This window comes from Bailinhaonella thermotolerans (assembly GCF_003594875.1).
GTDB lineage: Bacteria > Actinomycetota > Actinomycetes > Streptosporangiales > Streptosporangiaceae > Bailinhaonella > Bailinhaonella thermotolerans.
In genome coordinates this window covers 243,092-264,847 of the sequence record NZ_QZEY01000003.1, presented here as the reverse complement: position 1 = coordinate 264,847, position 21,756 = coordinate 243,092, and the positions used below count along the sequence as shown (strand labels likewise).

The following is a 21,756-nucleotide window of genomic DNA, read 5'->3' as shown; positions in this document are numbered from 1 at the left end:
GGGAGCGCCGACGGCCACGCCGGGCGGTGGAGTGAGGCCGACGACGTCCGCCGAGGGGTGGCCCCGGCGGGCGGCGCGTGCTCCGCCGGGGCGTTCAGGGATGGTGGGGCGTTCAGGGAGCGGTGGGACGTTCAGGGAGCGGTGGGACGTTCAGGAGCGGTGAGGGAGACTCGGGTTCGGCGGTGAGGGCGCCGAGGAAGGTCAGGAAGTCCTGGGCCCAGGTGGCGACGGTGGATCGGTCGAAGAGGTCGGTGGAGTACTCGAAGAGGGCCTCGTAGGAGTCGCCCGCGGGCACCAGCGCGACGTAGAGCTCGGTCCTGGCCGTGCCGGTGACCGGCACGGACTCCACAGCCGCCGTGAGCCCGGGGAGGTCCAGGGCGGGCGGCGGGACGGTCACGACCGTGAACAGGACGTTGGTGAAGGCGTGGACCCGCTGCTCGGGCAGGACGAGGTCGAGGATCTCGCTGATCGGCAGCGGGTGGTCGGCGACCTCGAACAGGGCCCGGCCGAGCTCCCGGCACAGCGCGGCGAAGGACGCCTCCGCCAGGGGCCGCACGCGCAGGGGGACCGAGTCGCCGATGAGGCCGACGGTCCGCTCGTGGTCGCGTTCGGTGCGGTTGGCGCTGGACACCTGCAGGACCAGGTCGTCCTGCCCGCACAGCCGGGCCATCCACGTCGCGAACGCGGCGGTGAGGACCACCGGCGGGGTCGCGCCGACCGCCCGCGCCGCCGCTTCGACCGAGCCCGCCAGCTCCCCGGGTACGGCGACGCGCACGAGGTCACCCCGGCCGGACAGGCGGGCGGGGCGCGGCCTGTCGTACGGCAGGGCCAGCCGCAGGGGGGCGCCGGCCAGCCGGTCACGCCACCACTCCACCAGCCGGCCGTGCTCGGGCCGGCCCGCCCGCGCCCGGTGCCAGTCGGCGTAGCGCGGGTACGGCGTGCCCGGCTCGGGGAGGGCGCTCTCGTCCCCGGTCACCTCGGCGGTGTAGAGCGCCGACAGGTCCGCCCACAGCAGGCCGAGGGACCAGCCGTCGCAGACGATGTGATGCAGGACCACGACCAGGACCCAGCTCCGGGCGCCGGTCCGGGCCAGGCGGAACCGGAACAACCAGGGCCGCCGCAGGTCGAAGGGCGGCCGGACGACCTCGTCGCACCACCGCCGCACCTCCTCCTCCCCCGCCCCGGCCAGGTCGGCGACCGGCAGTTCGACGGGCCGCGCGGAGAGGATCCGCGCGCCGGGGTCCGGGTCCCCCTCCGTCATCAGCATGCGCAGCCCGGCGTGACGCCGTACGAGCCGGTCGAGGGCGCGGCGCAGGGCCTCCGGGTCGAGTTCGCCCTCGATCGTGATCCGGTGCGACACGTTGTAGACGGCGGGCCGGGGGTTGGCGTGGTGCCGCCGCCACAGCCTGCGCTGCATGGCCGTCGGCGGGAACTCCTCCTCGACCCCGGCGTCGTCGTCGCCCTGCCCGGCCCCCACCGGACCGGCCGCCTCCGGCCCCGCGCCTGCCGTTCCCTCGGCCGGGGATCCCTCGGTCGGGGATCCCTCGGTCGTCGCCGATCGCTCGGCGTCCAGGCGGTGGGCCATGGCGCGGATGGTCGGGGCCTGGAAGAAGTCGGCCATCGGATACTCCGCGCCGAAGCGCTCCCTGACCCGGCCGACCAGCCGGATCGCGCTGAGCGAGTGCCCGCCAAGGTCGAAGAACGACGCGTCCGCGGGCACGCCGGGGAGCCCGAGTTCCGCGCACCAGAGCGCGTGCAGCTCCCGCTCCCGCCACGTCTCCGGCCCGGAACCCGCCGGCCCCCCGGCTCCCGCGGCCTCGGCCACGTGCGCCGGGCGGGGCAGCCGATCGCGGTCCAGCTTCCCGCTGGCGTTGACCGGCAGCTCGGCCACCCGGGCCCAGGCCGCGGGGACCAGATGCGCCGGCAGTTCGCGGGCCAGGTCCCCCGCGAGGTCGCCCCAGTCCCGGGCCGCGCCCTCCTCGAAGACCACGTACCCGGCCAGGTACGGCTCCTCGCGGTCGTGGCGGGCGAGCACCGCCGCGTCGCGGACCCCGGGCAGCCGCCGCAGGGCCTGCTCCGCCTCGCCGGGCTCCACCCGGTACCCCCGGATCTTCACCTGGTCGTCGGCCCTGCCGAGGAACTCCAGCGTCCCGTCCGGCCGCCATCGCCCCAGGTCGCGGGTCCGGTAGAGCCGTCCACCGCCGCCGGGGTCGGGCACGAACGCCGCCGCCGTCTCCGCGGGCCGCCCGGCGTACCCGTGCGCGAGCCCCGCCCCGCCCAGGAAGATCTCGCCCACCGCGCCGACCGGCACGGGCTCGCCGCCGGCGCCGAGCACGTGGACGCCGACCCCGCCGACGGGCCTGCCGATGGGCGGCCGGTCACCCGCCTCCGGGTCGACGGCGTGCGTCGTGGCGATGACGGACGCCTCGGTCGGGCCGTACTCGTTGAACAGCCGGCACTCCGGATGCCGGTCGAGGAATCGCCGGATCGCCGGGGTGAGGACCAGGCTCTCCCCCGCCGAGACGACCTCGCGCAGCGAGGGCAGCAGCGGGTCGGTCTCCATCAGGTACTTCAGCGGGGTGAACGGCATGAAGAGCCGTTCGACCCGGTGCGCTGCGATGATCTTGGCGACGGTGTGGGGGTCGTACCGGTCCTCGTCGGAGATCAGCACCAGGCTCGCCCCGGAGGCCAGCGTGGTGAAGATCTCCTGCACGCTCACGTCGAACCCCGGCGAGGTCCACTGGAGCGTGCGCAGCGCCGGCCGGTGCTCGCCGTACCACCGGACCAGGTTCGCCGGGCCCCGATGCGGCACGGCGACGCCCTTGGGCCGGCCGGACGAGCCGGAGGTGTAGATCCGGTAGGCGGTGTCATCGGGGGTGACCGCGACCGGCGGGAGGAAGGCCCCCTCTCCGTCACCGTCGCCGTCACCGTCGCCGGGGTGGAGCACCGGCGCGATCGGGCCGGGCTCGCGGTCGGTGACCAGCAGGACCGCGCCCGCGTCCCCGGCCAGGAACCGCAGCCGCGCCTCGGGCAGCGCGGGGTCCAGCGGCAGGTACGCCGCCCCGGCCTTCAGCACCGCGAGCAGCGTGACGATCAGCTCCGGCCCGCGCGGGAGCAGGACGGCGACGACGTCCCCCCGCGCCACGCCGCGCTCCCGCATCCGCCCGGCCAGCCGGTCGGCCCGCCGATCGAGCTCGCGGTAGGTCAGCCGCCCGTGCTCGCCGATCAGCGCGACGGCGTCCGGGGTACGGCCCGCCTGCCGCTCGACGAGCCGGTGCAGGCATTCGGCCTCCGCCGGGGCTTCCCCGCCCCGCAGCCGGGCCAGCTCCGCCAGGTCCGCCCCGGTCGGCTCCCCGAGCCGGGACAGCGGCAGCCCGGGATCCCGTACGGCACGGCGCAGGATCTCCTCGACGTATCCGAGGAACCGGCGGACCGTGCTCTCCTCGAACAGGCCGGAGTCGTACTCCACCAGGCACCGCAGGCCCCGCGCGCCGTGGGAGAGGTACAGCGTCAGGTCGAACGGCGCCCGCCGGCTCGGCACGTCCATCAGGGCCGCCGTGAGCCCCGGCGGGTCGAACTCGACCTCCATGTCGTTCTCGAACTCCACCATGACCTGGAACAACGGGTTCCTGGCGAAGTCACGACCGGGGTTGACCCCGGCCACCAGCTCGTCGAAGGACAGCGCGCGGTGCTCGTAGGCCCGGGTGGACACGTCCCTGACCCGGCGGGCCAGCTCGGCGAACCCGGGATCGCCCGACAGGTCCACGCGCAGGGGGAGGGTGTCCAGGAAGAAGCCGACCAGGTCCTCGGTCCCCTCCGGCCGGTCGCTGACGGGCACTCCGAGCACGACGTCGTCCTGCCCGGTGAACAGCCGCGACGTCGCCGCCACCGCCGCGAGCAGGGTCATGAACACCGTCACCCGGTGGTCCCGGCCGAAGCCGCGCACGTCCTCGACCAGGGCGGGGTCGAACCCGTACGTCAGGGAGTCCCCCCGGCCGGAGACCACGGCCGGGCGCGGCCGGTCGGTGGGCAGGGCCGGCACCGGGGCGCCCGCGAGGTGCTCCCGCCAGTACTCCAGGTCCGCCGCCCTCGCGGCGGGATCCGGGGCCGGGACCGGCGGCGTCGCCGGCAGCGGAGGGAGCGGGGGCGGCGCCTGCGGCCCGGACCGGTAGTAGGCGGCCAGGTCCCGCGTGAACACCGCCGTGGACATCGAGTCGAACACGATGTGGTGGACGAGCAGGAACAACAGGTGCCGGTCGGCCGACAGCCGCAGCAGCCGGGTCAGCAGCAGCGGCCCCTCCGCCAGGTCGAACCCGCCGGAGACGGACTCCAGCGTCAGCCGCAGCGCCTCGCCCTCCTCGCGGCCGGTGTGGTCGATCAGCGGGCAGTCCACCCCGGCCTCCGGCAGCACCAGCCGGTACGGCACGCCGCCGTCCTCGCGGAACACGGTCCGGAGCGCCGGCTGCCGCTCGACGACCCGGTTCAGGGCCCAGCGCAGCCGTTCGACGTCGAGGTCGCCGTCCAGCCGGATCGCCTTGGGTTCGAGGTAGGCGTTGCGTCCCGGGTAGAGCTGTTCGAGCACCCACAGCCGCCGCTGCGCCGCCGTCAGCGCCTCCCGCCGGCCCGCCTCCTCCCCCGTCGCACGGCGGGCCCCCGGCGTACGGGAGACCTCCGGCGCACGGGACGACTCGGGCGCGCGGGACGACTCGGGCGCGCGGGAGGGCTCGGGCGCGCGGGAGGGCTCGGGCGCGCGGGAGGGCTCGGGCGCATGGGAGGGCTCGGGCGCATGGGAGACCTCAGGCGTACGGCGGGCCTCCGGCTCGGCGGGGAGAACGGGCGGGAGGGCACGGGCGCCGGCGGCGGCCGGGTCCTCCGGCGCGGTGTAGCGGCGGCGCAGGTCGTCGAGCGGGGACAGGCCCGCGAGGACCCGGTCGGCGGGCATGCCGAAGTCGACGAACGCGGCGATCTCGTCCACGCCGGCCGCGACCAGCCGGTCCACGATCGGGGCGCACCCGCCGGGCGAGCCGATGAGGGCGCGCGACTCGCAGTACCGGTCGTACGCCGTCTCCAGCAGGAAGCGCAGGTCGTCCTCGGGCGTGGCCGCAAGGTCGATGTTGACGCCCAGGCTGTTGGTGACCTGCCCGAACAGGGACAACGACGAGCGCAGGTAGTCGCAGAACGGCTCGAACGCCTCGGCGCGCGCCCGCCCGGCGTCGGTGTCGAGGTAGGTGTGCAGCAGGACGACGACCCTTCCGGCCGCCGGGTCCAGCCCGCGCTCGGCCCGGGTCCGCCGGTAGAGCGCGATGTTGGCGGCCAGTTCCTCGATCGTCTGGGACATCAGGTTGGTCACGACGCCGATGTCCTGCTCGGCCGCCGCCCGGTAGCTGGCGGGGTTGCCCACCACGGCCAGGAACAGCGGCGGGAGCGGCTGCACCGGGACCGGGTACGTGCGGACCTCGACCTCCTCCCCGCTGCCGGACCTGGCGGTGATCGGGCGGCCGCCCCAGAGCTCGCGCAGCGTCTCCAGCCGGGTCATGGTCAGCTCGCGGTGCCGCCCGAAGTCGTCGGGCGCGAGCACGAAGTCGTTCGCGTGCCAGCCGCTGGCCACGCAGATCCCCGCCCGGCCGCCGGACAGGTTGTCCACCACCGACCACTCCTCGGCGACCCGCAGCGGGTGGTGCAGCGGCAGCACCACCGATCCCGCGTGCAGCCGGATCCGCCGCGTCTCCCGGGCCAGCGCCGCGGCCAGCACCGACGGATTCGGGAACAGCGCCCCGAAGGAGTGGAAATGCCGCTCGGGCATCCAGAGCGTGTGGAATCCCCGCTCGTCGGCGAACCGCGCCGCGTCCACGATGACCTGGTACTGCTCCCGGTGCTCCCGCTGCGGGTAGTCCCCGAAGAAGTACAGGCTGAAGTCACACCCGGCCCGGGACGCCCCGCCCCCGGCGCGCGGCGTTTCGGAGGGGGCGACGGCGTCCCGCGCGACGCCCGCCCCGGGCACCGCGGACCCGGCCGTCTCGCCCCGGGCGACGGCCTCCCGCGGCGCGGTGGCCACGGGAACGCCGGGCCGGGGCTCCGCCACCCGCGGCCCCGTCGCCTGAGGGGCGCCGGGCCGGGACGCCCCGGCCGGCGTGGCGATACGACCGGGGGAACTTTGTGTCCCGTTCACCGCCGCGTTGTCGCGGTGCCCTCCGGACCGGGGCGCGCCGGCCTGGTGCCCGGCGAGCTGGTGCCCGGCGGTCTGGTGCTCGTCAGGCCGGGGTGCGGCTTCGTGGGGCGGGGCCGGGTGACCGGCGGCGGACCGGGCCGACGGCGGGGTGGCGGCGTGCGGCGCGGGGGCGGCCTCGGGCGGACGGGCGCGGTCCAACAGGGACAGTTGGGCCGACATGAGGCCGGTGACCCGATCGACGAGGTGCTCGGCCAGCCGGAGCTGCCGGTCGATCACCGACCGCACCGTGGGCTCCGCCGGACCCTCGTACGGCGGGGCCGTGGGGCCGGCCTCCATCGTGCTCTCCAACTCCGACAGTGCCGGCGGCGAGACGGCGGCGTCAGTCCCGGCGCGCATGGGCGAGGTCGAGGAGGCGGAAGAGGTGCGCGCCGCCGCGCCGGCCGTACCACCGCCGACCGCCTCATCGGGCACCGGGTCCGGGCGTACGGCGGGGCCGGCGGAATCCGCCGCGGAAGCCGTTCCCCCGGACGCCGGAGTCTCCGGAGCCGAGGCCGGGGTCTCCGGAGCCGAGGCCGGGGTCTCCGAGGCCGGTGGCGCGGGCGGCGGGGGGTCGGAGGGGTCGGGGAGGCGGGTGGCGATGAGGCGGGCGAGGCGTTCGGGGGTGTCGGCGTCGGCGAACAGCTCGCGGATGGGGATCCGCACGGCGAACCGGCGCTCGATCTCCCTGACCATGGCCATCATCGACAGCGAGTCCGCGCCCAGGTCGAGGAAGGCCGCGTCCGGGCGCACGGCGTCGAGGTCGGCGCCCAGCCGGGCGGCGGTCAGCTCGCGGACCGTGGCGAGCACGGTGGCGAGCGCGGCGCCTGCGGGCGTCGCGGCGGCGGAATCGGGGCTCACGCGGACCGGCTCCTTACGGGTGATCCAGTGGGGGCGGCGCTGGAACGGGTATCCGGGCAGCGGGACGCGGCGCCCGTCCCCGGCGAGCGCGGCCCAGTCGAGGTCCGCGCCGAGGCAGTACAACCTGGCCAGCGCCGAGGGGAAGCCGCGCGTCGCGTCGCGGGTGGCGACCCAGGTGTGCCCGGGGTACGACCTGGGGCCGAGCGTGGTGAGCGTCGCGCCGGGGCCGATCTCCAGGTGGACGCGGCAGCCCGCCCGGTCGAGCGTGTCCAGGGCCCGGGCGTACCGGACCGGCTCCCGGATCTGCCGCAGCAGGTAGCCGGCGTCGATCCGGGCGCCCTCGGGCAGCAGTTCCCCGGTCACGGTGCTGGCGAGCGGGAGTCGCAGGGGCGCGAGCCGTACCCGGTCGAGGTGGCGGGCGAACTCGCCGAGCATCGGTTCGAGGAGGGCGGAGTGGAACGCGCGCGTGACCGGGAGCGCGCGCCAGGCGACGCCCTCCTCGTCCAGCAGCGCCGCCGCCTTCTCGACCGCCTCCGGGGTCCCCGCGAGCACGTGCTCCCGGGGGCCGTTCACGGCGGCGATCTCGACCCGGGCCGCGGCCGCGACCCGCTCTGCGACCTCCGGCCCGGCGCGTACGGCGAGCATCGCGCCGGGCGCGGTGGCCTGCATCAACCGGCCGCGCGCGGCGGCCAGGCCGAGCCCGTCCTCCAGCGACAGGACGCCGCCGAGGTGCAGCGCCGCGTACTCGCCCAGGCTGTGCCCGAGCAGGAGGTCCGGCCGGACGCCCGCGGCGGCCCACAGCCCGGCGAGCGCGACCTGGAACGCGAAGAGCGCGGGCTGCGCGACGTCGGTGGGCCAGGGCGTGCCCGCGGGTTCCTCGCGCAGGAGCGGGCCGAGCAGGTCCCCGTCGTACGCCGCGGCGCAGCGGTCGAGCGCGGCGCGGAAGGCGGGGTGGTCCCGGTAGAGGCCCGCGGCCATCCCCGGGTGACCCGTGCCCTGCCCGCTGAACTGGAAGGCCAGCGGCCCCATCCCCCGGCCGGGGACCTCGCCCTGGTGCACACGTCCGGGAAGGTCGCGCCCGCGCGCCGCCGCGTCCAGGGCGTCGGCCAGGTCGGCGACGGACGCGCCGGTGACGGCCAGCCGGTGACGGCGGTGCGGGCGGGCGACGGCCGTACTGACCAGGACGTCCGCGAGCCGCGGGGCGGGGGCGGCGCGGAGCGCGTCCCGGAGGCCGGCTGCCAGCTCCGGGAGCGCGGCCGGTGACGCGGCCGACAGCGGCAGCACCACCGGCGCGGACCGGTCGGCCGCCGGCGCGGGCTCCCTGGTCTCCGGCGCGGGCTCGGCGGGCGGAGCCTCCTCCAGGATGACGTGGGCGTTCGTGCCGCCCACCCCGAGCGCGCCGAGACCCGCCCGCCGCGGCGTCTCCCCGGCGGGCCACGGCGTGAGCTCGGTGCGGAGCACGAAGGGGCTGTTCTCCAGGTCCAGCGCCGGATTGGGGCGGCGCAGGTTCGCCAGCGGGACGATCTCCCGGTGCCGGAGCATGAGGACGACCTTGAGCAGCCCCGCCATGCCCGCGCAACTGTCCAGGTGCCCGATGTTCGGCTTGACGGAGCCCAGCGCGCAGAACCCGGTACGGCCCGAGCGGCCGTACGCCTCGCTCAGCGCCCGGAACTCCACGGGGTCGCCGAGGTTCGTGCCGGTCCCGTGCGCCTCCACGTAGGTGACCGTCTCGGCGGGCACCCCGGCCCGTTCGAGCGCCCGCTCGACCACCTCGACCTGCCCGCGCACGCTCGGCGCGGTGAAGCCGACCTTCCTGGCGCCGTCGTTGTTCACCGCCGTGCCGAGGATCACCGCGTGCACGGTGTCCCCGTCCGCGAGGGCGCGGTCCAGCCGCTTGAGCAGGACCGCCGCCACGCCGTTGCCGCCCACCGTGCCGTCGGCGTCCGCGTCGAACGCGCGGACGCGCCCCGCGCGCGACAGGATCGACCCCGGGTGGTGGCGGTACCCGGTGGCCTGCGGCACGTGCACCGCCGCCGCCCCGGCCAGCGCCAGGTCCGCGTCCCCGGCCAGCAGCGCCTGGCAGGCCAGGTGGAGCGCGACGAGCGAGGTCGAGCACGCGGTCTGCACGCCGACGGCGGGCCCGGTCAGGCCGAGCCGGTGCGCGACCCGGGTGGCCAGGAAGTCCGGCTGGTTGCCGATCGCCGTCTGCATCGCCGCCACCGGGTCGTCCCGGCCGACGGTCAGGTTGTTGTGCAGGTAGCTCTGGTGCGTGTAGAGGTTCATGCCGCACCCGGCGAACACGCCGATCCGCGTCCCGGGCGGCGCGGCGGCGTATCCGCCGTTCTCCAGCGCGTGGTGGCAGCACTCCAGGAACAGCCGGTGGGCCGGGTCGGTCAGCTCCGCCTCGCGCGCGCTCATCTGGAAGAACTCCGCGTCGAAGCCCTCCACGCCGTCCAGCGCGCCGCTGACGGGCACGAAGTCGGCCCGGCCGTACTCCTCGGGCGGGACGCCGCTCGCGGCCAGCTCTCCGGAGGTGAACACGCGCAGGCTCTCGGCCCCCGCGCGCAGGTTCGCCCAGAACTCCTCCAGGGACGCCGCGCCGGGGAACCGGCCGGCCAGCCCGATGATCGCGATGCGCCGATCGCCCGGATCCTCGCGCCGTACGGCCGGCGCGGCGCGCGGCCGGAGGGCGGCGGCGCTCAGGTGGTCGGCGAGTTCGGCGATCGAAGGGTGCTCGAACGGCGCGGTCGGGGCGACGGGCGTCCCGAGCTCCTGTTCCAGGCGGGCGCGGATCCGGGTGATCGTGATCGAGGTGACGCCCATCTCGTAGAACGGCGTGCGCTCGTCCACGTGCGGCCCGACCAGGTCGAGGAAGACGTCCCGCACCGCCGCGAGCACCTCGGCCCGCCGTACGGCCGAGACCCCGGGCGGGACGTCGGAAGCGGGCCCCGCTCCCGGGGCGGGCCGGGCGTCCGGGGCGGGCCGGGCGTCCGGGACTGGCCGAGTGTCAGGGGCGGGACCGGCGTCCTGGGCGGGACCGGCGTCCGGAGCCGGGGTGCCCGGAGCCGGGGTGCCCGGGGCGGGGGTGCCCGGGGCGGGGGTGCCCGGGGCGGGGGTGCCCGGGGCGGGGAGTTCCCCGGCCAGGAGACGCCGCCGCAGCTCGCCACGCTGGATCTTGCCGCTGACCGTGCGCGGGAAGTCCTCGCGCGGCACCGGGACCACGTGCGCCGCGGTCAGGTGCAGCCGCCGGAACAGCGCCTCCCTGATGCCCTCGGCCACCGTCGCCGGCTCTCCGTCGGCGCCGAAGAACACCGCCAGCGCCTCGCTGCCCGTCCCCGGGTCCGGCACGCCGCAGGCCGCGACCAGACCGGGGTGCACGCCCGCGACCGACCCGGCGACGTCCTCGATCTCGTGGGCGTAGTGGTTGTGCCCGTTCAGGATGATCAGGTTCTTCTCGCGGCCGGTGATCGTGATCTCGCCGTCCTTGGCGAAGGCCAGGTCGCCGGTGTCCAGCCAGCGCCCGTCGGGGAAGGCCGCGGCGGTGGCCCCCGGGTCGTCCAGGTAGCCGGGGGTGACGCGGTCGGAGCGCACCTGCAGCCTGCCGATCCGCCCCTCGGGCAGCGGGTTCCCCGTCCGGTCCACGATCCGCAGCTCGGCCCCGGGCGCGGGACCGCCGACTCCCACGAACGTCGTGCACTCGGCCGGGTCCGTCTCGTCGCCGGCCCATTCCAGGTCGCCGTCCAGGCTGGAGTTCCGGACGCGGTGCACGCCCCGCCCTCCGCCGTACCGGCCGATGGTGATGGCCGTGCAGGTCTCGGCCATGCCCCAGGCCGGGTGGAAGTGCTCGGGCCGGATCCCGAACGGCGCGGTGGCCTCGAAGAACGCCGACATCACCGGGACCGTGATCTGCTCGCCACCGCTGACCAGCGTCCGGATCGCCGACAGGTCCCAGGAGCGCCCCGGGGCCTCCGCCAGGCCCCCGGCCACGAGCCGGTATCCGAAGTTCGGCGCCCAGGTGTGGTTGACGCGGTGCTCCTCCAGCAGGTCGAGCCAGCGCAGCGGGGCCCGCAGGACCAGGTCGGTCGGCACGTGCACGTTGACGCAGCCGGTGTAGACGGCGAGCAGGTGGTAGAGCAGGAAGGCGCCGCTGTGATCGAGGGGGAGCCAGTTGAGGGTGACGTCGCCCGGCCCGATCGGCAGCAGCCGGGGCGTCCCGGCGGCGAAGGCGGCCAGTCCCCGGTGCGTCAGCGGGATGACCTTGGAGGCCCCCGTGCTGCCCGAGCTCAGCATCATCATCGCGGGCGCGGCCGGATCCGGCTCGTGATCGTCGCCGGCCGGGTGCCCGCCCTCGCCCGCCCCGGCGCCGATGACCCTGGGCGCGGCCCCCGGCGCGTGGCGCGCGAGCGCGGCCGCCAGTGGCGTCACGTCCGCCGGGGCGCAGACGACGGCGGGCCGGCGCAGGAACTCCCACGTGCCGGCCAGCCTGGTCAGCGCGGGTCCGGAGTCCTCGAAGCCGTCGGGCCGCGCGACGCAGACCGGCCTGACCCCGCCCAGGACGCACGCCCAGAAGGCCGCGAAGTAGTCCATCCGGGCCGCGGCCGGCACGATCGCCCTGTCTCCCGGCCGCAGCCCGCCGCGCCGCAGCTCGGCGAGGAGCCGCCGCGCCCGGTCGAGCAGCCCCGGGTACGGCAGGAACGCGGAGCCGCCCGCGTCGTCCACGACCGTGACCCCCGCCTCCGGCCACCGTACGGCCGCGCGGCGCAGGGCGCCGGGCAGTGTGATCGCGTCGAAGTCCGGCGGTAGCGGAGCGCCCTGGCAGAGCGCCATCCGGGGTCGGGACTCCATGATCCTCCTCAGTGGCGTTCGAGTGCCTTCGCCCGGCGTGCCCTGCCGAGCCGTACGGCCAGGAACAGGCCCGACGCGATGATCGCCAGGCCGTGGAAGGCGGCGACCACCGCGAGCGGGGCCGCGCCCTCCAGCGCGAAGGAGGCGACGAGCATGCCCGCGGCGAAACCGGCGTTCTCGGCGGTGGCCGAGACGCCGAACAGGAGCGCGCGGGTCCGCTCGGGGGCCGCCTGGAGACGCGAGGTGTAGGTGATCTCGGTGAACCCGTCGGCCAGGCCCGCGCACATGCCGACGACGACCAGCAGCGGGAGCGGCGGGCCGGTGAACGCCAGGACGAAGAACACCGACATCAGCGCGGTCCCCACGGCGAACGCGCCCGCGCCCCGCGCCCGGCCCCACCGGTCGAGGCCGCGGACCAGCAGCCGGTAGCTGATGACGCTCCCGAGCGCCCACGAGGCCCAGAACCAGCTCAGATAGGCGGCCGGGTCGGCGGGGCTGACCTGGCTCGCGTAGGCGGGCAGCGCGACGTTGTGCGAAGAGGAGGAGAAGGCGTCGGTCGCGCGCAGCAGCACCATCCCGGCCAGCAGCGGGGCGGCGCCGAGGAACGCGCCCATCTCCCGCAGCCGGAGGTGCTCGCGCGGCCCGGCGGCGTCCCCGTGGCCGCGGCGGCCGTACCGCAGGGTGGCGACGGCGGCGGCGGAGACGCAGAACGAGGCCGCGTTGATCAGGAAGGCGGCGGTGTACCCGGCCGCGCCGACGATGATCCCGGCCGAGGCGAACCCCAGCACGGTGGCCGTCGCCTTGCCGGTGACGAGCAGGCCGTTCGCGCGGACGCGCTGGTCCTGGCCGACGAGATCGGGGACGCTGCTGCGCAGGGTCACGTTGAACACCGTGTTGCCCGCCCCCAGCACCACGGCGACCGGGTAGAGCGCGACCACCGCCGCCTCGGCGGGGGCGACGGCGACGGCCACCATCACGGCCGCCTGCGCGAGGTCGCAGCCGATCAGCAGCGCCTTCCGGTTGAGCCGGTCCGCCGCGCGGCCCGCCACGAGCCCGGTCGCGAACCCGGCGACCAGGCGGAGCGTCATGAACAGCCCGGTCTGGAGCGCGCTCCCGGTGACCTGGAACGCGAACAGGTTCAGCGCGATCAGGTTCAGGAAGTTGCCGAAGACCGAGACCGAGTAGCCGCCGACGAGGAGTCCAAAGGACCGCATCAAGCCGGAAGAGGTCGGAGGCGGCGGACGCCCCCCGGGGCCGGGGGCCCGGCGCCGCGGCGAGGCAGGTCCCGGGTGCGAGCGCTGGCGATGGCGTGACTCCTTGGTCGAAGGGGTTTCCCATCCGGTTGCCGCTCATCCGCGACCGGGGTGACCGGCCGCTGACGCGGGGGCATGTGGCGCCGTCGGCGGGAACGGCGGGCGCGCGGCCGTTCCCGGATGAATCGAGCGAATGCGGAGCGAGTAGCTGGTCCGTGCTGATGCAGAAATTTAGGACAGCGCAGATGAGGTGTAAAGACGTGTCTGAGTCAGCCGAGGTGACGCTCGGTGCCCGCCCGGGGCGACGTCCGACGCCCGTCCGAGGTCACGCTCGGCGCCCGCCGGCGGGGGCGTTCAGCCGCGGGGGGCGCCGAAGAGGCCGGCCTCGGGCGAGGCGCCGGGGCGGGCGGCGAGGCGGTCGCGCAGTTCCCGCTCCTCGCGGATCTCCCGCTCGCTCGGGGACAGGAGGGTCACCAGGAGCAGGCCCACCGTGATGACGCTCGTCCCGACCAGGAGAGGCACGAGGAAGTCGCCCGCCTCGGAGCCGGGCGGCGGCGCCGTCATGGCGTGCGGCTCGACCGACATCGCGAACATGCCGGTGTAGTGCATGCCGGACACGGCCACGCCCATGACCAGGGCCGCCGCGCCGATCATGAGCGCGCCCCTGACGCGCACGGTGAACCAGAGCGCGACCGTCGCGGCCACGACGGCGATCAGCACGGAGGCGGCCACGATGAGCGGGTCGTAGCGCACGTGGCCGGACATGTTCATCGCGGCCATCCCCATGTAGTGCATGCACGCCACGCCCATCCCGGTCAGCGTCCCGCCGACGAGCAGGTACGGCGGGCGCGCCCCGCCCTGCCGTACGAGGAACAGGCCCGCGCCCACGACGGCGACCGCGATCAGCGCGGAGAGGGCGGTGAGCGGGACGTCGTACCGGATCGGGGACCCGCCGACCGAGAACCCCATCATCGCGATGAAGTGCATGGTCCAGATGCCGGTGCCGCCGATGGCCAGCGCGGCCCCGGCCAGCCAGGCGAGCCCCTCGCGCCCCCCGATCAGCCGGGCCCGCGAGGTCAGCGTCAGCCCGAGCATCGATCCCACGCTGGACACGACGTACGCCAGACCCGGGGTCAGAAATCCATAAGCGAAATGGTCGATCGGCGCCATGCCCACCCGATTCCCGCAGTGATCAAAGCAGTGATTATCTGCACCGTTCCCATCAGGCGCAACTCGTGAGTAACTTGATCTTGAAAGCGGGTTCCCGGAGTGCGGCGCCTGCTCAGACCCGCCGCGCGCCCGTCCCGGAATTCGCGCTTTCGCGCCGGGTTTCCCCCGCGGCCGCGCCGGTCACGGCGGCCTGCTGGAGGAGAGCCGTTTTCAGGAGGGATTCGAGGGATTTCTGGGTGGATTGGAGGTGCGTGATCGTTTCCTCGATGCGGGCGTGCTCCCGGTGGAGGTCGGCGATGAAGGCGGGGCAGGCCAGGGGCGTGGGGTCGTCGTCCTCGTGGACGCACCGCAGGAGGCGGCCGATCACGGCCGTGGGGAGGCCGGCGGCCAGCATGGCGCGGATGCGGCGGACGCGGCCCACGTCGGAGGGGGCGTACTCCCGGTAGCCGTTGGCCTGCCGTACCGGATCCAGGAGGCCCTGCTCCTCGTAGTAGCGCAGGAGACGGCGGCTCACGCCGGTCGCGTCCGCCAGGTCACCGATCCGCATCGCGACTCCCTTCGCTTGACCTTCACACAGATGTGAGGGCTTACCGTCCCTAATCATCACCTACGAGCGAAATGAGGGGATTCGGATGTCCGGAGTGGTGGTCATCGGAGCGGGGCCCGGGATCGGGCGGGCGGTGGCACTGCGCTTCGCCCGGGAGGGCATGCCGGTCGGGCTGATCGCACGCGGTGAGCGGACCCTGAAGGAGACGGCGCGGGCGCTGGAGCCGACCGGGGCGGCGGTGACCTCGGTGGTCGCCGACAGCACGGACGAGGATGGACTGCGGGCCGCGCTGGACGCGATCACGGCGGAGCACGGCCTGCCTGACGTCGTGGTCTACAACGCGGCGATCATCCAGGCGGACGGGCCCGGCGAACTGTCCGCGCGCGGCCACCTGGACGCCTGGGCGGTGAACGTCGTCGGCGCGCTCACCGCCGCCGCGCACGTCGCGCCCGCGATGGCCCGGCGCGGTAACGGGACCTTCCTGATCACCGGGGGCATGCCCGAGCCGAAGCCGCGGTACTTCAGCCTCTCGCTCGGCAAGGCCGGCGTCCGCACCCTGGTCACGCTGCTCGACCAGGAGTACGGCCACGCCGGCGTGCACGTCGCGAGCGTCACGGTCGCGGGACCGGTCGCCCCGGGGACCGCCTTCGACCCCGACGACATCGCCGAGCACTACTGGCGCCTGCACACCCAGCCGCGCGGGAGCTGGGACCTGGAGGCGCTCCACTCCGGCGACGCCTGATCCCGCCGACCCCGCTGATCCCCGCTGATCCCCGCTGATCCCCGCTGATCCCCGCTGATCCCCGCTGATCCCACGGCCTCCGCCGGCTCCGCCGATCCCGGCGACTCCGCTGATTCCGCTGATTCCGCGGATTTCGCCGATTCCGTTGATTCGGCTGATTCCACTGATTCCGCTGATTCCGTCGAACGCTGACAAAGCGGAAGCGGGCCGGTACGCTGACGATCACGCTTTCGCATGATCATCATCGGGGATCGGGGATCGGGGAGTCGCGGCCGGGGTCGCTCCGGCCATCGGACGAGCTGACCGGGAGCCGCTGGTGTCGTTGTCCTCCGTTCGCCTGATCATCGCGACCGTCCTGGGCCTGGCGGCCTCCGCGGCACTGGCCGCGCCCGCCTCCGCCGGGACGGCCGAGCCCTCCGCCGCGGTGACGCCCGCGCCCGTTTCCACCGGGGCGCCCGCGCCCGGTCCCGCCGGGCCGGCGGCGGTTCCGCCCGGGGACACGCGGGTCGCCGCGTGCGGGCTGACCCCGACCAACGGCACCGCCGTACGGCGGATCGGCGGGACCGGCCGGGAGTACCGGGTCCGGGTGCCGGCCGGGCTGAGCGGGCAGGTCCCACTGCTGCTGGCCCTGCACGGCGGCGGGCAGGAGCCGACGGTGCACGAGAACGCGTCCGGGTGGAACGCCTTCGCGGCGGAGAAGAAGTTCATCGTCGCCTACCCGCGCGGCAGCTCCCTGCTGAACGCGCCCTCCTGGCAGCTCGACCGGGGCTCCGCCGACGTGACGTACCTCCGGAACGTGGTGGACGACATCGCCCGGCAGTGGTGCGTCAACCCCAAGCGGGTGCACGTCGCCGGGTTCTCCAACGGCGGCCAGATGGCCGGGCGGATGGCCTGCGACGAGTCGGACAAGTTCGCCTCGGCCGCGACCCACGCCGGACCGATCCTGACCCTGGAGTGCGAGATGTCGCGGCCGATCGGGTTCGGCGTCTCCAGCTACGAGGGCGACCCGCTCAAGCAGCTCATGGAGGGCCAGCGCGACGCCTGGCTCGGCAACAACAAGTGCGACCGCACGCCGCACGCCGAGACCGGTCCCGGCGTCGTGGTCGGCCAGCGGTTCGACTGCCCCGCGAACACCCGGGTCTACTGGCGCCTCTACCAGGGGGGCGGCCACTACTGGCCCACCGGCGCCCAGGGCGCCGACCTGCGGAACCGCATGTGGGGCCTGTTCGTCAACCACCCCCTCCCCTGACCGCCGGATCCGGTACGGCGGGCACCGCCCACCGCGTCCCGCACGCCCTCCGGTTTCCCGGGAGAACCGCCCCCGTGGGCGATATGCCGGAATATCGAGACCGGCGGACGAGCTGGCACGGGCATGAGCGGATTTCTTGTGACAGGTGCGACTGGGAACGTCGGGCGGCTCGTGGCCGACCGGCTGCGGGCCGCCGGGGTCGCCGTGCGCGCGCTGGTCAGGGACCCCGCGCGGGCGGGCCTGCCCGAGGGCGTCGAGGTCGCCGAGGGGGACCTGACCAGGCCGGACACCGTGGCCGGCGCTCTGGCCGGGGTGGACTCCGTCTTCCTGGTCTGGCCCTTCCTCAGCACCGAGGGAGCGGCCGAGGTGCTGCGCGCGCTGGACGGGCGGCGCGTGGTGTACCTGTCGTCCTCGGGCGTGGACGACGCGGCGGCCCGGCAGGGCGACCCCATCAACCGGCTCCACGCCGACATGGAGGCGCTGGTCAGGGCGTCCGGCTCCCCCTGGACGGCGCTGCGGGCGGACACGATCGCCTCGAACACGCTGGGCTGGGCGGGCCAGATCCGCGCCACCGGGACGGTGAGCGGCCCCGACATCGCGCCCACGGCCGTGATCGACCCCCGCGACATCGCCGAGGTCGCCGCCCGGGTGCTCACCGGTCCGGGACACGAGGGCGCGACGTACGTCCTGACCGGCCCGGAGGTCGTGAGCAGGGCCGACCAGGTGCGCGCCATCGGCGAGGCGATCGGCCGCCCCCTGCGGTTCGAGGCGGTGCCGGCCGAGGTCGCCCGCGAGAGGATGCTCGCCGACGGCCGTCCGCCCGCTCTGGTGGACGCCCTCCTGGCCGGAGCCGAGTCCCGGACCCCCTCGACCCTGATCACCACCACGGTCAGGGACCTCACCGGCTCCCCCGCCCGCCCCTTCCGCCAGTGGGCCGCCGACCACGCCGACCGCTTCCGCTGACCTTCCCCGCCCCAGGTCCGTCGCCCCGGCCTGCCGTACGGCCTCCCGGTACGGCCCGCGAGCCGTACGGGCGCGAGCCGTACGGGCGCGAGCCGTACGGGCAGGCCGTAGGGGCGCGAGCCGTACCCGGAGATCGGGAACGCGGGCGTGGGGCCGTACCGGATCGGGGCGCGGGCGCGGGGTGTCGCGGGCGGGGGCTCTACCGGCGCCGTCGCGGGGCGGGGCCCAACCGGGACGTCTAGGGGAGTGTGGAGCGGACGGATTCCTCGGTGCGGCCGACCACCGCGTGGCCGTCGTCGGCGGTGATGATGGGGCGCTGGATCAGGACGGGGTTGGCGGCCAGGGCGCCGATCCAGCGGTCGCGGGCGGCCTCGTCGCGGGGCCAGCCGGGCATGCCCAGCTCGGCGGCCACGGGTTCGCCGAGCCGGGTGATGTCCCAGGGCTCCAGGCCCAGCCTGCCCAGGACCTCCCGGAGTTCGGCGTCCGTCGGCGGGTCCTCCAGGTACCGCCGCACGGTGTAGTCGGCCCCCTCCGCGTCCAGGATCGACAACGCGGAACGGCACTTAGAGCACTCGGGATTGATCCAGATCTCCATCCCCCGATGGTGCCCCTCCCGCGCCTCCGGCGCACGCGGTACGGCCGACGCGTCCCGCCGGGCGGTCCCCCTGGTCGTGATCTCGCGATCCCGCCCCACGACCCGCCCCGTGCAGGAATCGGACGGGAGCCGGGCTGGCGCGGGATCGCAAGATCACGGCACGGGAGCGCGAAGGCCCCAGGAGGACGCCCCGGTCTCAGGAGGCGCCCATGACCGTGGCGAGGAGGACGAGGACGAGGGTGACCGCGGCCAGCAGGCCGTGCCCGGCGACGATCATCGGGGGGATGTGGCTTTCGGGCGGTACGGCGGCGCCCGCCGCGTCCGGGGCCGCCGTGGCGTCGGACGCGGTCTCCGCGGCGCCCGCCGTCCCCGCGTCCGGGGAGGCCGCCGCGCGGGTGGCGCCGGCGCGCTGGAGGGGGAGCCAGCGGGTGAGCATGACGGCGCCCAGCGCGGCGACGGCGAGCAGGAGGACGAACGCGGTCCAGGCCAGGGCGCGGTTGCCCGTCACGAGATAGGCGATCCAGAGGATCAGGCCGGTGGCGGCGACCCCGAGGTGACCGAAGACCACCGGCGGCGGGAAGCCGGCGGAGGCTCCCGCCTCCCGGCGCAGGCCCCCGCGGGAGATCCAGATGCTCAGCATGACGAATCCGCCGAGCGCGGTGAGGATCCAGGCGATGAGTGCGGCGATGTCCATGTCGCCCCTCTTTTCCCTGAGAGATATGGGCAGGTCAGGTGGGAAACCTGTGCGATCTCGGGGACACGGGAACCATGTCCCCGCTTGGCCAGACAGTCTTGGCTACATCGCGTTCACGGTCAATCACCCCCGGGGGCCCATCTCCCCCGCGCGGCGCCCGCCTTCCGCCGTCCTGACGACGTACGGCGGGCCGCCCCAGGCGTACGGCGGGCGGTCCCTGGCGAGCGGCGGGCGGTCCGTGGCGGGCGGCGGCGGTCCCTGGGCGGGCGGTCAGGGGGCGGGGACGGCGGCGGGGGTGAGGGTGCGGCGGCCGGCCGCCAGGACGAGGGTGGCGAGGAGACCGGCGACGGCGGACACCGCGAACGAGGCGTGGACCCCGCCCGCGTTCGCCGCCACGCCCGCGAGCGCCATCCCCAGCGCGCCGCCCGCGCCGACGGCGGTGACGATCCAGGCGAAGGCCTCGGTGACCGTCCCGCGCGGCGCCAGGACGTCCACGACGGTGAAGCCGCACGCCAGCACGGGCGCCAGGAAGACCCCGCTGACCAGCGCGAACATCGTCATCAGCGGCATGGCCGGGGCCAGCGCGACCGGGACGTACCCGGCGGCCAGGGCGCACAGCAGCAGGGTGAGCTGGCGGTCGGCGGCCATGGGGCGGGGCCTCGCGCCGTAGACCAGCCCGCCGATGAGCGCCCCGGCGGACATGGCGGCGAGCAGCACGCCGGAGGCCGACTCGATGCCGCGTTCGTCGGCGTACACCACGACGGCGACGCTGAACACGCCGAGCGCGACGCCGACGAACGTGAGCGACGTGAGCAGCACCCGCAGGCCGGGCGAGCGGAGCGGGCCGGCCCAGTCGGCGGCGCGGGGCTCGCCGCGCCAGGCGCGGGAGTGGCGCGAGGTGACCACGACCAGCGTGCCCGCCAGGCCGAGGGCGCCGGTGAGCAGCAGCGCCGCCTCCTCGGAGACCACGGCCGCGGCCACGACGATCAGCGGGCCGACGGTGAAGAGCAGTTCCTGCGCGGCGGCGTCGAGGGCGTACGCGGCGCGGACCCGGGCCGGCTCCAGGACCAGCGGCCACAGGGCGCGGAGCCCGGCCTCCAGCGGCGGAGTGGCGAGACCGGCCACGAGGGTCGCCGCCACCACGAGCGGGAGCGCGTCCACGCCGGTCAGCGCGAGCACGGCGAAGCCCGCCAGGGCCAGGAGGGCGCTCGGGAGCAGGATCCTCGGCTGGCCGTACCGGTCCATGATCCGGCCGAGCACCGGCTGGCCCGCCGCCATGGCCAGGCCGTACAGCGCGGACAGCGCCCCGGCCAGCGCGTAGCTCCCGCCGTGGGCGCGGGTGTAGAGCACGATCGCCAGGGGGCCCATGCCGTTCGGCAGGCGCCCGAGCAGCGTGCCGCCGAGCAGCCGCGCCGCGTGGGGGGTCCGGAGGAAGTCCAGGTACGTGCGCATCGCTCTCCGCATCGGATCGGGGGGCCGCTCTAGTCATACGTATGACTCGCTCACGTCATACGTACCACTTACCGGCCCCGGCGTCTAAATTGGCACTGCCGGAAAGGAGGGGGATGGCGATGACCGGACGCCTGACCAGTAAGGACGTCGCGGCGGCCGCGGGCGTCTCGCAGTCCACCGTCTCCCTCGTGATGGGGGGCAAGTGGACCGGCCGCGTCTCCCCCGCCACCGCGCACACCGTGCTGGAGACCGCCGAACGCCTCGGATACCGCCCCAACCGTGCCGCGCGCAGCCTCCGCATGGGCAGCACCCGCACGTTGCTGCTGGTCGTGCCCACGCTGGCCAACCCGTTCTTCGCGCACGTCCACGCGGGCGCGGCGCGGGCGGCCGCCGGCCACGAGTTCGGCGTGATCGTGCACCAGCGGACCGGATACGACGACCGGGAGTCCCTTACCGTCCCCCACGAGGCCATCGACGGCGTGCTCGCCACCTCGATGGAGGCCGACCTGGTCGCCGAGCTGCGCGGCATCCCGCTCGTCATGCTCGACAGCGAGCCCGGCCCGGCCCCCACGGTGAACGTCGACGTCGAGGAGGGGATGCGCCTCCTGACCGGCCACCTGGCGGTCCTCGGCCACCGCCGCTTCGCCCACCTGGCCTCGGAGGTCGACTCCTGGACCTTCCGGGCGCGCGGCGAGGCCCTGGCCGGCGCCGTCGCCGCCGTCCGCGGCGCGACGCTGGTCAGGAGGCCGACGGCCATCAGCGTGCAGGCCGCCCGCGCCGCCGCGCGCGCCCTCCTCGCACCCGCGCACCCGCCCGGCGCTCCCGGCGGGTCATGGAAGCGGCTCGCGGGACGCCGTACGGCGAGCGCGGACGCCCCCGGCCGGGTCACCGCGCTGGTCTGCGACGACGACGTGATCGCGGCGGGCGCGTACAAGGCGGCGCGCGACCTCGGGCTCGCCGTGCCCGGGGACCTGTCCATCACCGGGTTCGACGACGTCCTGCTCGCGGAGGCCCTGGAGCCCGAGCTCACCACGGTCCGCCTGCCCGCCGAGGAACTCGGCGCGCGGGGCGTGGAGACGCTGCTCGAACTCCTCGCCGGCGGTGAGCCGCCCGCGGTCCGCCTGCCCGTGGACCTGGTCGTACGCGCCTCGACCGGCCCGGCCTGAGCCGCGTCCCCGGC

11 protein-coding genes are annotated in these 21,756 nt (G+C 75.5%); 4 read left to right on the top strand and 7 right to left on the bottom strand.

From position 1 onward, the window contains the following. Positions 1-112: 112 nt before the first annotated feature. The 4 genes from D5H75_RS41420 to D5H75_RS10400 form a co-directional block, all read right to left on the bottom strand. Positions 113-11,911, bottom strand: coding sequence for a non-ribosomal peptide synthetase/type I polyketide synthase (locus D5H75_RS41420; RefSeq protein WP_202638026.1), 11,799 nt, complete (start codon positions 11,909-11,911; stop codon positions 113-115). 8 nt (positions 11,912-11,919) lie between these two features. Beyond that, entirely contained in the window at positions 11,920-13,125 is a 1,206-nt protein-coding gene (locus D5H75_RS10410) for an MFS transporter (protein ID WP_119926197.1), read from the bottom strand. A gap of 393 nt (positions 13,126-13,518) precedes the next feature. Beyond that, positions 13,519-14,277, bottom strand: a complete 759-nt coding sequence (locus D5H75_RS10405) for an MHYT domain-containing protein (RefSeq protein ID WP_242454120.1) — start codon at positions 14,275-14,277, stop codon at positions 13,519-13,521. Between the two features lie 169 nt (positions 14,278-14,446). Then, positions 14,447-14,881, bottom strand: coding sequence for a MerR family transcriptional regulator (locus D5H75_RS10400; protein WP_119926196.1), 435 nt, complete (start codon positions 14,879-14,881; stop codon positions 14,447-14,449). 85 nt (positions 14,882-14,966) lie between these two features. On the opposite strand from D5H75_RS10400, the gene D5H75_RS10395 reads away from it, so the two are divergent. From D5H75_RS10395 to D5H75_RS10380, 3 genes are all read left to right on the top strand, one after another. Beyond that, a complete protein-coding gene (locus D5H75_RS10395; protein WP_119926195.1) occupies positions 14,967-15,623 on the top strand; it encodes an SDR family NAD(P)-dependent oxidoreductase in 657 nt (218 codons plus the stop codon). A gap of 316 nt (positions 15,624-15,939) precedes the next feature. Next, on the top strand, positions 15,940-16,872 hold the full coding sequence (locus D5H75_RS10385) for a CE1 family esterase (RefSeq protein WP_202638024.1): 933 nt from the start codon (positions 15,940-15,942) through the stop codon (positions 16,870-16,872). 138 nt (positions 16,873-17,010) lie between these two features. Continuing rightward, positions 17,011-17,835 (top strand): NAD(P)H-binding protein, encoded by an 825-nt coding sequence (locus D5H75_RS10380; RefSeq protein ID WP_242454119.1) that lies wholly within the window; start codon positions 17,011-17,013, stop codon positions 17,833-17,835. Between the two features lie 238 nt (positions 17,836-18,073). On the opposite strand, the gene D5H75_RS10375 is transcribed toward D5H75_RS10380, so the two are convergent. From D5H75_RS10375 to D5H75_RS10365, 3 genes are all read right to left on the bottom strand, one after another. Further along, complete coding sequence (locus D5H75_RS10375; protein WP_119926192.1) at positions 18,074-18,430, bottom strand: arsenate reductase family protein; 357 nt, start codon at positions 18,428-18,430, stop codon at positions 18,074-18,076. Positions 18,431-18,626: 196 nt separating this feature from the next. Further along, positions 18,627-19,124 carry a hypothetical protein gene (locus D5H75_RS10370; protein WP_119926191.1) on the bottom strand — a complete coding sequence of 166 codons (498 nt, stop codon included), beginning with the start codon at positions 19,122-19,124 and terminating at the stop codon, positions 18,627-18,629. A gap of 270 nt (positions 19,125-19,394) precedes the next feature. Further along, positions 19,395-20,576, bottom strand: coding sequence for an MFS transporter (locus tag D5H75_RS10365; RefSeq protein ID WP_119926190.1), 1,182 nt, complete (start codon positions 20,574-20,576; stop codon positions 19,395-19,397). 119 nt (positions 20,577-20,695) lie between these two features. Here D5H75_RS10365 and D5H75_RS10360 point away from each other — a divergent pair, with 119 nt between their 5' ends. Then, on the top strand, positions 20,696-21,742 hold the full coding sequence (locus D5H75_RS10360) for a LacI family DNA-binding transcriptional regulator (RefSeq protein ID WP_242454118.1): 1,047 nt from the start codon (positions 20,696-20,698) through the stop codon (positions 21,740-21,742). Positions 21,743-21,756: the final 14 nt, after the last annotated feature.